Below are 11673 nucleotides of genomic sequence, written 5' to 3'. Positions count from 1 at the left end.
GTGTGATTTTATCCATGGCGATAACTCCTTTAAAAAACTTGTAGTTTTCTGGAGTTATTATCTCATGGAGCGAGGAAACTGGCACGGTACTACTGATTTACCGTGTACACTCTAAGGCAGATATTCTGATAGATAAAAAACAACATGGATTACCTGTTCCAGTAATCGTTTCATAAAAATCTCCATTCCGCCGCCTTTCAGTTGGCGGCACAAATAGTAATGAAAGTGATTCACACCTTCAAGTTTTCGTGTTACAATAGACATGATTTTATAAGACATTCCCGGCATCAGTATCAGATGCACCCACCCGTTTGCTTATTGATGTGCAGGTGCGCCTCTTTATCTAGGTGGGAATACTCTTAATTTGGTTCACTATGTGAGCCTGTTTTTTGTGTCTACTCCACGATTTTGGCTCGATTTTCTTTCTTTCACACTAAAGCCTCCGCCATGCAAGCATGGGGAGGCTTTTTTGCATATACCGCTGCATGGCTCACTGCCACAGCAGAAATTATCTCTTGGGTAACCGAGATTAACGTTTGGGTAACCGAAAATACTGGAAAATCAAGGGGTTACACGGGAAGTTGTTGCAAATGCGTTACAAACCCAGAGTATCTCACAGCGATTGAGGACATCTCTCTTTTTCCCGGGTGCTAATAAGTGCCCGGGAACTTAATCAGTCTGGCTTTCTACTATTCAACTTGACTTTTCAAGTCGTATCAAAATATACAAAATGCCATTTTTTGTACAAATAAATGTTTTTTCGCAAATTACATAATTCATCCGCATTATTAATATACATAAAGCATTCATTGTTTTACATAATATGGCAAACCATACATTTTTATTTTTTTACCCAATACCTCTCTATGTTCTTTATAATAGTCAGATAAAAAAAGTGTTTTAATTTTTTTTATCTCATGTAGAGTAAAACACGTCAATCCATTCTCCGCACACGCAAATATATGATCTTTATCTTTCAAATTATTGTCTAAGCCTTCATATAGTTCCGAACCAATCATATAATCTAAATTTTTAATATTTACCTGATCAAATTCACACTCTCTAATTAAGTCAAATGTTTTTTCAATTGAATCCTTTGTCTCCATCGGAGCTCCAATGATGAAATTACCTACCGTAAAAATTCCTTTATAATTTGCGTATTTAATCAAAGGAATTACTTTATCTAAATAAATGTTTTTTCTATAAAATTTCAATATTTCCTTATTTGCCGACTCTATTCCAAAACTAATAATTCTTACATTACATTTCTGCGCCAAATCAATAAATTCATAATCTATATTAGCCCAACTACTTATAAAAAAATTAATTGCATTTCCTAATTCTAAATCTACAATTTTTCTAAGAAGACGTTTGGCCCTTATCAAATTAAATGTAAAGTTCTCATCAGTAATCCATACATTTCTATACCCGTATTTCTGCAATATTTTTATTTCATCAATCACATACTCATCTGAATGAGTTACGTATTTACTTTGCCATCCTTTTCTCTGACAAAATATACAAGTATTTTCACAACCTTTAGATGTTTGTAATAACGTATTATGCCTATTTTGGTCATAAAATTCTATATCATTTAAAAGATTTCTGTCAATATATGGAAGTGCATCATACGAAGAGATTTCCGGAACTTTTATCCGTTGATCAAGCTGATTTACAAGTCTAATAATTTCGTTAATTTCGTTTGTTGTCACCGTATAATCTGCAGTTTCAAATTTCTGCTTACTTATATAACAGTAATTACCATAACAAATTGATATAGATTTATTCTTTACTAATTCAACAATACTTCTAGCGCACAACAAATTTTCTGAACGTTTCAGAGCAAATGAATCGCACTCAACAAATACAATATCATAATTCTCATATATTAACTCCTGCTCAAAAGCATCACTTGAAAACTGTTCGCATGAATAATCATGAATGCGAACTTTGTGATATTTACTAAGAATAGTTGCTATAAGAAGAAGATCATAGGAGAAACCAAAACGAGTTTTTTTATTAATATCCGGTTCTGGATAAACCATTAGAATATTCATTCTTGTCCCTCCAAATATAGTTCAGCTTTTGTTAAAGCTAATAGCCCCCACGATGCCCCATCTTCGATTTCATGGAAAGGCCAAATTCCACTTCTCAGCTGTGTATTACATAAATACTTATATCCTTTATAAATAGTATCTTTGTATGTATCGTCATTCATTGTTATAAGTGCCAAAATCGAAACAGCTGTACAATATACATTCTCTCCAACAGGATGATTTAACCATGGTCCAAAACCGCCATTGTCTTTTTGTTGTGATTTAATCCACTCAGCAGTTTCATGAATCAGATTTTTTTCTATTCTTGTATGATAATCATTAGAATTAAACGCCATAATACTATATGCCGCTTTATATGTAAGAGAATTCAATTCCGATAACCATGTTCTCTCTAGCCATTCAAGATTCTCTTCAGTTGCAATCTCTGGCAAGAGATATAATGCTAATCCTGTAACAGGAATTCGATGCATATCCCTTTTGCTTCTACCAAATCCCGCTTCATCTCCATTACCACAAATCAACCAATTTATGGCTTTTTCTCTTTGCTCATGATATTCAGGAAAAAAACCTAATAGTTTAATATTCCATATAGTATCTGTATTTCCTATAAATCCCCCATCGATCTTCTGAGACTCAATACAACGCTTTATGACATATTCAGGAATATCTTGCGGAGATAATCCCGACATTATCAACATAGCACTTGTCTTTGTTATTCTTCTAATTTCAATATTCTTTCTAAACATTTCCTTTGTCATATTCAGCAATGAAAGTATTGCTCTGTTAGCATAAACAGACATATATTTCTCCTTTATTCCTTAACTCTAGGAAACATTAATGTGCTGCTAATATCTTTTGCGCCTACAATCCATCTAATCATTCTATCAATTCCAATCCCATATCCGCTCCTTTCACTATTGATTTTTTTTACTGCTTCTACATACCATTGTAAATGCTTTACTTTTGCGCATGATATTTTATACGATAGGAGTTTATAATCATTTGTTCTTTCACAGCCTTCGCATAACTCTCCATACGTATCTGGCAACATTAAATTTAAAGCCCAGCTAGTTTCTTGTGTTTTTTTCTTCGCTGTCCATGTAGCGAATTTACTGGAATAATCAGTTATAAAAACCGGGGTCTTTAACATATGTGATATTGAATAGTCAACAGAACTTATATCAATACTTCCATACTGTTTGCCGGGTTTCGACTTGTTAAGGGTCTTTATAAATTCCTGATAGGGTATTCTCTTGGGTTTAAAATTATCTCTTAATAAAAATATTCTATTTTTCAAATCTTCGACAGAAAGGACAAAGGCGCTTTCCAATAAATTGTCTAAAATATATGAAATTAGGTTTTCTATCTGGACTATCATATATTCAAAATTCATACCTACTGTTTCTACTTCTAGCATTCTAAATTCGATAAGATGGTTCTGAGAGTCACTTTCATCACGAAAGCAGGATGATATACTGTATACTTTTTTAAAATCTGCCGCATATGCTCCTAAATATAACGCATTACTCGAATTCAATGCATAACGGTCATTGTATAAGGGCAAATAAATCTCAAATTTCTTATTTTTGACTTGCTCATGCAATACAGGCGGAACAATAAAAATATAGCCCCGCTCTTGAAAATAGTTATGTATCATCATTTCTACTTCGCTTCGCAATAATGTTGAAATATAAGTAATTTTATTTGAATTCTGATAGTACTCTGCATCTTTCATTATCATTTTTCCTCTCTAATCCAGTTAATTATTCTTGGTGCATTAGGATTAGACGCAACATACCCATACTTTTTAAGGAGACCAATCATTTTCTCATTTCCAGCATTTGTTTTTGCTAGAGTTTTTTTAAAAGCATTATGATAATATTCCAGCATTATTTTTGAAATACCTCTCCCCCTATAATCACCATTTATAACCATTTCTTCCAGCAAGGAATAATTATCAGGTCTTCCGCTCTCACGCATGAATCCAACTATACTCCCATCTATTTCCGCGATATAACAATGGCGACCACTTCTAATTGTTTGTCGAATTAGTGTACTTTTGTTCTTAAGGGCAAGATATTTCTTATCTAAATCATTTAAACTGTTTAACATTTCCATAATACCATCCATATCATTCTTTTTAGCCCGGCGAATTTTCACCTGCCCCTTTCTGTCTTTAAAAAGATCATGTGCATTTCTATAAGAAACCAATTCGAACTGTTCTTCAGTCAAAGCAACTTTTAGCATCAAAATATCAGCTCTATATTCATAGCTTTTACCATAATAATTTTTCCCAAATGGATAATCAGAGGCAAATAAGACACGATTGTATCCTATTATTTCACAGACATTTACTATAGCTTGGACATCCCCTACGGTAGACAAATCCATATATACATTTTTATATTTTTTTAATCCTACTGCATTCTCTACCACCTGTTCTCCTGTATACAAATGCCCTCTTCCCATATGGGCGAGAATCAACTGAATATTGGGAGCATACTTCAATATTTCTTCAATTTGCTTAATCTTATTTTTAAATTTTGCGTGTAATAACAAGGGAACACCTGCATCTTCTATTATCTGCAATTCCTTTTTTATCTGTTTGATTTCAATATCTTCATATAGTAGATGTAGTTTAACACCTTTGAACCCCCGAGAATTGACATTATTTTCTAGATTATCGTCTATCCTGCAAAAAGGTATAAATCTGGTTGGAAAAGCTTGATAGGCCTCTAGTACATACTCGTTGGTTCGTTTTGCATCAAAATCCCGATGTGGAATAGGAACTATTACAGCCTGATCCACCTCATTTTCATCCATCATTAATATAACATCTTCATATTTACTGCATAAATTATATCTGAAATCAGAGCTTTCTGAAATACAGAATTCTTCTAAACCAATATGAATATGTGAATCTATAATCTTCATATCCTTTTTCCTCGAAAAAAGAGAGAGTAACTCATGTGAGCCACCCCCTCCTTGTAAAGACGATTATAGTTACAAATTAGTTACAATTACAGTTTGTGCATCCAAAGCACCAGTTACCTTCACTGAACTCTTCCCATACTTCTTTTGTAAAAAGCATCTCCTCTTCTTCCGTAATAATCGGCGTAGTATACTCTTTCATCATTCCACCTCCTTCACTATATTTTTTTTCAATGCATCTTGCAACATGGTATCGCAATCTGCAAGCAATCTTGCCCTGTCTATATTATACTCTTGCAGAGCTTGTTGCACCATATCTTCCAAAGTAATGCATTCTCTTGTTAAATTTAAAAGAGAATAAGACACTTCGTTTAATCTATACTGATTTCCATTCTGAGTATTTAGTGCCCAATACTTATCTCCAATACTTCGAAGAACGATATCTTGACTCAATATAAATCTACTGTTTAAATCCAACATTGAACATCCTCCCCCATATAATCGCCAGTTGTTTCATACGCAATTGCACGACAACCACCACATCTTTCGATATTAATACAATTATGGCATTTCCCTTTTAAATTATTTTTATCTCGAATATTCCACAATACTTCACTACCATACCAAATCTTGTATAAGCCGTCTGTCAGAATATTACCAATAGGAATTTCTAATCTTCTGCAAGGTAAAACTGTGCCATCCCATAAAATAGCAAGTGATGTGAAGCCCACTGGACAAAACCCACCTATTTTAGAATTTCCAGAACAATCAAGATGAACTGTATTAACCCACAAAGGTCTTTGTCGCCTCACTGTCAAATCTGAAGATAATGTATTAGCTCTTAAAGTAATACTTTCGTAAATTTCCTTAATCTGTTTGCTACTCAACACATCCGCCAGACTACTATGACCACAAGGTGTAACTCTCTCTATAGTAATCGCCTTCACGCCACATTTTTCAGCAAAATCAATTGCAGCAATGGCATAATCTTTGTTCCGATTCATCAATGTATACATAAAGGAAACTTCTATACCACTCTCTTTTAACGCCTCAATGGTTGTCAAAACCTTAGAAAATGTGCCTTTCCCCCGAACGCTATCATGAATCTCTTCGTTTGGCCCATCAATCGAAATTTGTATTTGATGCAATTTTTTTGAATCTCTGAGCATATCAATATGATCAGCAGTTATACATGTACCATTTGTAAGAACATCAAATTGCTTAATTTCCTCTGCTTTTTCTAAATAATCCACTAATTTATAAATATGCGGACTCAAAAACGGTTCACCACCGGTTAAGGATATCCTCCCTAGCATATTCCATTTCCTCAATGCATCTGTAATTTTTTTGGCAATAACCATCAATTTTTCAATTGGCAAATCTTCAAAATGATATCCTTCCTGATAGCAATGAGCACACCGTAAATTGCAACTATTCATAAAATGCCATTGGAAGTAAAATTCCTCTTTTTTCATCTTTATCTCCAATCATGTATTTTTATCACTAATTCCGTTGTAAATCCTAGCTCATTTACAAACTTATTTTCATAAAAATCTTTTTCAAACAAAATCTTTGCTGACTCTTCTCGCAAAGTAAAATAAGCAGTTATAGCAAGTAAAACGGCTCGCGTAGTTTTTTTCTTCTTATGCTCCAACTCAATCACTGACTGTCGAGATATACCAATAATTCTAGAAAATTCCAATTGTGTTAACCCAAGTACGTCTCGCATCGACGGCAATGACTCACATAATATATTAATACATGTATATATTGCATCATCCATAATAGTTACCTCTAAATTGATTTTATCAAATATAATGTCAAAAGTAAATACATTTCATGCCTTGTTTGCAAAACCCAAAAATGAAATTTTAAATTCCACCTCCCTTAGGAGGAGTAGCGTTTACTTCTGCACAGTTGATATTTACTCTTTCATACATCCATGATATGTTTATATCTCCTTCTGACAGCAGTAGGAGGAGGCTCATAATGAGTAAATATATTCCTGGTAACCAAAAACACCTTATGCTTCTCTACAACGGTACACGTATTTCCGAGTTTCTTTCCTTAAAAAAGGAAAACGTGCATCTGGATAAGCAATACTTTGATGTGATTGAAAGTAAAACAGAGAATGGTATCAGAAAGGTTCCGATTGCGGACAAACTTCTTCCGTTCTATAAAGCCTGGTATGAATCCTGTCCGGACTGTGAATATCTTCTGAATACAGAGGATGGTAAGCCTTTTAAGTACCGCAATTATTATGACAGCTACTGGACACCGCTTACAGAGCAGATCGGAATTAACCGGACTCCTCACTGCACCAGACATACATGCATATCCGTGTTATCAGAGGCAGGAGTTCAGGACACTACTATCAAAAAAATTGTAGGGCACTCTGGAGCTATGAGCCTGACTGAAAAGGTTTATACGCATCTGGATGTACAGATACTTGTTGATGCCATAAACAGAACATTAGAGGAATAACTTTGTTGCAAACGTGTTGCAAATGCGTTACAAACGGAGCAATTTTCACCCCGTTTCACGACATTCCACAATGTTTCCGGAGAACTGAAAAACCCCGGAAACATTAGGAGTTTCCAGGGTTTGTAAGCATTTCGATATTCTCTTTTGATTATCTCTTGGAGAACTGAGGCGCACGACGAGCGGCTTTGAGGCCGTACTTCAATCGTCTGAGCGATGATTTTCCTTGATATTCCGGGCTTTTTTGAGCCTCGGCCCCTCGGTTGTCCTATTCCTTAACCAAAAAACAGGCCACTTTTACGAGGGGACAGCTTGATGAAATGCAGAATTTACTACATCGAATAGCTGTTCTGGTTTATTATACTTTACTCTTGCATAGATGTCCATAGTTGTCTTGCTGTTCTCATGTCCGGCAAGGTACTGGACCGTCTTGGGGTCAACACCTGCATACAGAAGATTGGTGATGTAGGTATGCCGCAGCAGGTGCGGTGTCACATCGAAGTCCAGGCTATACACAATGTTGGGATTGTTTTTCTGATGTCCTCCCAGACTCGGCTGAACAGTGTACTTGATGCTCTGTCCGTTCACATACTTATAATAGGTACGCTCCTTGGTAGACCGAACAACGATGTACTGCCAGACACGTTTGAACTGCGAATATGACAAGGGCTGTCCCTCACTATCGGCAATCACATATTCCGATTTGGAGGCAGCCTTGGCTTCCCGCAGACAATTCACAAGGCATTTGGGAATGGGAATATCCCTTCTTGCTGCTTTCGTCTTAAGCGTTGTAGAGATAACCGGTCTGTTATGCTCTGATCGCCATGCGCGCCGCACAGAGATATATGGAGTGGGTGCATCGAGGAACACACAATCCCATTGCAAGGCGAGAGCTTCTTCTCGGCGCAGACCGGCATATAAGCCGATCATGGTAAACAGATACGGCGGAAGTCCTTTGACGGTTTCCAGCAGCACTTCCACCTGCTGGTCTGTCAGCGAATCTTTCTTTTGGGTCGGTTTCCCTCCTTTTGCCGAAATCCCCTCACACGGATTGTATTCCAGCAACTGGCTCCGCTCTGCCGAGTAAAAAATGCACTTGAGGAGCATATTCACCGTATTGTGCAGGCTCTCGGACTTATTGGACAATGGGATCAGCGCCAGACGAATATCATCCGCTGTTACTTCCTCCATATACATATCTCCCAAAGGCTTGATAATGTAGTTCTTCATATTGGAGGCGTAGCCCTTCAGTGTAGCCGGCGACACTTTTGCGGATTGCATCAACAGCCACTTCTCACAATACTCGGCCACAGTAGGATGCTCCCGGTGGAAGATGATCTCCGCTACCTGGCGTCTCGCCTCCTGCTCTTTATCGTACAGTTCCTCGCAGGTAGTCCCATACAAGCTCACCTGCTTGCCGTCTGCGTCCAGAATCCGGGTTCTGTAATACAGGACACCCTTTCGTGTGACGGTTCCATATTGAGGTATGTTTTTTTTCTTCTTTGCCATAATTAATTTCCTTTCTCGCGTGGTGATGTATCTACACCTCCTTTTTATCAGAGATTTCAAATTGAATCAAAGATACGGCCAAGGAAAAACTAAGAGCGAGACATCCTTGTCTCGCTCTTACTTCATTTTCTGAATTGTTCGGAACTTACACAGCGTCCCATAAGTCAAAGGCACAGCCCATTGCTTTGACAAGATCATCCGGCCTGTTGTATTTGACCTTTGCGTAAATGTCCATCGTGATTTTGCTGCTTTCATGGCCCGCCAAATATTGTACCGTTTTGGGGTCCACCGAAGAATGAATCAGATTGGTGATGTAGGTGTGCCGCAGCTGATGCGGTGTCACTTCAAAATCCAGGCTATATACCACATGGCCGTTATTCCTGGCTTTTTCTCCAAGTTTCGGGTAAAGCATATATTTTACATACTTTCCGTCCACAAGTTTTCTGGCCATTCTCGGCTTTGCAGTCCGCGTCACAATATACTGCCACAGCCGCTTAAACTGTGTATAGGATAGCGGATCACCGTCCCGATTGGCAATCACATAATCCGAAGTGGATTTTTTCTTTGCATCTTTCAGACATTCAACCAGACAGACCGGGAGAGGAATGTTTCTTTGTGCCGCTTTGGTCTTTAGCTCGGTAAGAATGACCGGCCTGTTATGTTCTGTGTGCCATGCCCGCCGTACCGTTAAGTACGGAGCCTCTGCATCCAGATACACAGAATCCCATTGCAGCGCCAGGATTTCTTCCCGGCGCAGACCGGCATATAAACCGATCATCACAAATACATAGGGCGGCAAATCCCGGATCGTGTCCAAAAGCCGCTCAACCTGTTCATCCGTCAATGCCTGTCTTTCTTCCTGGGGAACTCCTCCCTTTGCATCCAGGTATATGGTCGGGTCCTCGTCAATCACATGGCTCTCCTTGGCCGCCCGGAAAATGGACTTGCAGAGAATCACCACAGACTTATAAACCGAAGCCGACTTCTTGGAAACAGGTACGAGGGCAAGTTGGATGTCATCCAGGGATACATCAGCCATTCTCTTGTCTCCCAGCCCTCCAATAATGTGCCGCCGCACCTTAGAGGTATAATCTGTCAAGGTGGTGGCCCGAACATGGACGGACTGCATCAGCAGCCACTTCTCACAGTACTCAGCAACCGTAGGCGATCTTCGACGAAACGTAGTACTGTCAATCTGCTCTAACGCCTCCAGTTCCTTGTCATAAAGCTTTTCGGGCGTCTTTGCATAAAGCGCCACTCTGTTTCCATCCGAATCTTCGACTCTGGTTCTATAATATTCAATGCCGTTAAGCACGACCGTACCATATTGAGGAATTGCCCTTTTTCTTTTTGCCAATTCCGTCACCTCCTAAGAATAATGTCCAGCGCTGTACCTTTGTTTTATCAGACATATTAGGTTCCAGCAAGGATACGGAACAGCTCAAGCTCGGACACTTCGCAGCTTGCGGTATGTAGCGCTTTTTTCCACTGGCTTTGCACGATGGGTGCATTTTGCGATATACTCCTGAAGGCCAGCATCTGTAAAGTACACGCAACCATTTTGCACATACTGAACATAGGAAATTAGCCCACTGTTTCGAGCTGCATCCAAAGTGGCAATGCTAATCCCCAGTAATTTGGCAGCCTCTTTCCGCGAAATCAATTTTTCCATAGGTGGTCCCCCTTTCTGTCAAAGATGTGGTTGTTGCTTTCAAAATCACATGAATGCGCTGGCAACCGAAGCTGCCAGCGCATGGTATCTGACTTTGAAAAATTTACTCGCCACATTTGCCACGCACCCCTGGCGATGGGGACATTCCGGTCTCCGCTGGCGCGGCTGTCATAACTCCACAGCGTCGTTTTACTCGTGCGCCGCAGAGTTCCCCCCAAGTCTTTAGGAGGCCGTGAGGAAGTATCTTTAACCCCTATGCAGTCATCGCGCCCTGAAATGCCACTTTCGGGTATCAGGCTGACGTGGATCGCTCGGAACAGTCCTATTCATCACCTCCTGGGGCTGTCCATCTTCGCGGCGTGCCTGATTCGCTCGTACATAGGTTATGTACCGGAAATGCCGTCTATGAAATTGTCAAGCTCCACATTGGGAGAATGTTCTTCCCTCAATGGGTAGGCACTGATACGCTTCATTTGTTAAGTGTTATTCAAAAATTTTTTTATTTTTTTAAATCTTTGTGCAACAGCACTTCTGGAACAATGCCAAAGACGTGCTACATCAATTTGACGATAACCATCCACAAAAAGTAATGTCAATAGCTCCAAATCTTTCTTCGACAGCTTCTTCAATCTCAACAGTAGTTGTTCGTTTTCCACCGAAGCCAACCATCCATATCGCGTTTGATCAATCTTATCAACATCCCATTGATAAGATAACGATGCAAACTTTCGGAACAGCTGTGATTGACCACATACTTCATCATATTGTTCACAAGGTATTGGTTGCGTATGGTTTTGAAAAACCCTTTGACTGCAAAACCATGCCCAGTCATATTCTTTCATGGCAGCAATCTGTTCTTCGCTCATCCCTGCATCACAATACTCAACTTCTAAACGCTTCCATCTACTATCAAACGTATACGGTAAACCATGAGTACCGACTCATTTTATGACCGCCGTTACCGGCGGACGGTTTACACAACATTTGTTGTTTTTGTTTTACTCCGGCAGATTTCCGGTAGCT

Annotated in this window: 13 protein-coding genes; 1 reads left to right on the top strand and 12 read right to left on the bottom strand. The window is 38.8% G+C overall.

What is annotated here, in order from left to right; genetic code table 11:
* Positions 1-806: 806 nt before the first annotated feature.
* The 8 genes from B5E77_RS16630 to B5E77_RS16600 form a co-directional block, all read right to left on the bottom strand.
* Entirely contained in the window at positions 807-2057 is a 1251-nt protein-coding gene (locus B5E77_RS16630; RefSeq protein ID WP_087166475.1) for a B12-binding domain-containing radical SAM protein, read from the bottom strand.
* Complete coding sequence (locus B5E77_RS16625) at positions 2054-2857, bottom strand: prenyltransferase/squalene oxidase repeat-containing protein (protein WP_087166474.1); 804 nt, start codon at positions 2855-2857, stop codon at positions 2054-2056. Before B5E77_RS16625 ends, B5E77_RS16630 begins: the two co-directional genes overlap by 4 nt.
* Before the next feature lie 11 nt (positions 2858-2868).
* Positions 2869-3792 (bottom strand): amino acid--tRNA ligase-related protein, encoded by a 924-nt coding sequence (locus B5E77_RS16620; RefSeq protein WP_162609735.1) that lies wholly within the window; start codon positions 3790-3792, stop codon positions 2869-2871.
* A gap of 2 nt (positions 3793-3794) precedes the next feature.
* Positions 3795-4991, bottom strand: coding sequence for a GNAT family N-acetyltransferase (locus B5E77_RS16615; RefSeq protein WP_087166472.1), 1197 nt, complete (start codon positions 4989-4991; stop codon positions 3795-3797).
* Between the two features lie 76 nt (positions 4992-5067).
* Positions 5068-5193: a hypothetical protein gene (locus B5E77_RS17445; RefSeq protein WP_275532773.1), complete on the bottom strand. Its 126-nt coding sequence runs from the start codon at positions 5191-5193 to the stop codon at positions 5068-5070.
* Complete coding sequence (locus B5E77_RS16610) at positions 5190-5468, bottom strand: PqqD family protein (protein ID WP_087166471.1); 279 nt, start codon at positions 5466-5468, stop codon at positions 5190-5192. Before B5E77_RS16610 ends, B5E77_RS17445 begins: the two co-directional genes overlap by 4 nt.
* The gene (locus B5E77_RS16605) at positions 5456-6463 is read right to left on the bottom strand and encodes a radical SAM/SPASM domain-containing protein (protein WP_087166470.1); all 1008 of its coding nucleotides are present in this window, start codon (positions 6461-6463) and stop codon (positions 5456-5458) included. Before B5E77_RS16605 ends, B5E77_RS16610 begins: the two co-directional genes overlap by 13 nt.
* Positions 6464-6465: 2 nt before the next feature.
* The gene (locus tag B5E77_RS16600; protein ID WP_087166469.1) at positions 6466-6771 is read right to left on the bottom strand and encodes a helix-turn-helix domain-containing protein; all 306 of its coding nucleotides are present in this window, start codon (positions 6769-6771) and stop codon (positions 6466-6468) included.
* 206 nt (positions 6772-6977) lie between these two features.
* Between B5E77_RS16600 and B5E77_RS16595 the strand changes: the two genes are divergently transcribed.
* Positions 6978-7472 carry a tyrosine-type recombinase/integrase gene (locus B5E77_RS16595; protein ID WP_242963807.1) on the top strand — a complete coding sequence of 165 codons (495 nt, stop codon included), beginning with the start codon at positions 6978-6980 and terminating at the stop codon, positions 7470-7472.
* A 294-nt stretch (positions 7473-7766) separates the two neighbouring features.
* On the opposite strand, the gene B5E77_RS16590 is transcribed toward B5E77_RS16595, so the two are convergent.
* From B5E77_RS16590 to B5E77_RS16570, 4 genes are all read right to left on the bottom strand, one after another.
* Positions 7767-8978: a tyrosine-type recombinase/integrase gene (locus B5E77_RS16590; protein ID WP_002576318.1), complete on the bottom strand. Its 1212-nt coding sequence runs from the start codon at positions 8976-8978 to the stop codon at positions 7767-7769.
* A gap of 145 nt (positions 8979-9123) precedes the next feature.
* Positions 9124-10335: a tyrosine-type recombinase/integrase gene (locus tag B5E77_RS16585; RefSeq protein ID WP_002576319.1), complete on the bottom strand. Its 1212-nt coding sequence runs from the start codon at positions 10333-10335 to the stop codon at positions 9124-9126.
* Between the two features lie 84 nt (positions 10336-10419).
* Positions 10420-10650 (bottom strand): hypothetical protein, encoded by a 231-nt coding sequence (locus B5E77_RS16580; RefSeq protein WP_002576320.1) that lies wholly within the window; start codon positions 10648-10650, stop codon positions 10420-10422.
* A 476-nt stretch (positions 10651-11126) separates the two neighbouring features.
* Entirely contained in the window at positions 11127-11516 is a 390-nt protein-coding gene (locus B5E77_RS16570) for an RNA polymerase subunit sigma-70 (protein WP_242963805.1), read from the bottom strand.
* Positions 11517-11673: the final 157 nt, after the last annotated feature.

The organism is Lachnoclostridium sp. An131, assembly GCF_002160825.1.
GTDB lineage: Bacteria > Bacillota > Clostridia > Lachnospirales > Lachnospiraceae > Laedolimicola.
The sequence above is the reverse complement of the archived record's forward strand: the minus strand, read 5'-3'. Positions and strand labels throughout refer to the sequence as shown.

Bases quoted from the DNA above. Each gene is read 5' to 3' on its own strand.
- B5E77_RS16630 (WP_087166475.1), bottom strand. From the start codon at position 2,057: ATGAATATTCTAATGGTTTATCCAGAACCGGATATTAATAAAAAAACT.
- B5E77_RS16625 (WP_087166474.1), bottom strand. From the start codon at position 2,857: ATGTCTGTTTATGCTAACAGAGCAATACTTTCATTGCTGAATATGACA.
- B5E77_RS16620 (WP_162609735.1), bottom strand. From the start codon at position 3,792: ATGAAAGATGCAGAGTACTATCAGAATTCAAATAAAATTACTTATATT.
- B5E77_RS16615 (WP_087166472.1), bottom strand. From the start codon at position 4,991: ATGAAGATTATAGATTCACATATTCATATTGGTTTAGAAGAATTCTGT.
- B5E77_RS17445 (WP_275532773.1), bottom strand. From the start codon at position 5,193: ATGATGAAAGAGTATACTACGCCGATTATTACGGAAGAAGAGGAGATG.
- B5E77_RS16610 (WP_087166471.1), bottom strand. From the start codon at position 5,468: ATGTTGGATTTAAACAGTAGATTTATATTGAGTCAAGATATCGTTCTT.
- B5E77_RS16605 (WP_087166470.1), bottom strand. From the start codon at position 6,463: ATGAAAAAAGAGGAATTTTACTTCCAATGGCATTTTATGAATAGTTGC.
- B5E77_RS16600 (WP_087166469.1), bottom strand. From the start codon at position 6,771: ATGGATGATGCAATATATACATGTATTAATATATTATGTGAGTCATTG.
- B5E77_RS16595 (WP_242963807.1), top strand. From the start codon at position 6,978: ATGAGTAAATATATTCCTGGTAACCAAAAACACCTTATGCTTCTCTAC.
- B5E77_RS16590 (WP_002576318.1), bottom strand. From the start codon at position 8,978: ATGGCAAAGAAGAAAAAAAACATACCTCAATATGGAACCGTCACACGA.
- B5E77_RS16580 (WP_002576320.1), bottom strand. From the start codon at position 10,650: ATGGAAAAATTGATTTCGCGGAAAGAGGCTGCCAAATTACTGGGGATT.
- B5E77_RS16570 (WP_242963805.1), bottom strand. From the start codon at position 11,516: ATGAGCGAAGAACAGATTGCTGCCATGAAAGAATATGACTGGGCATGG.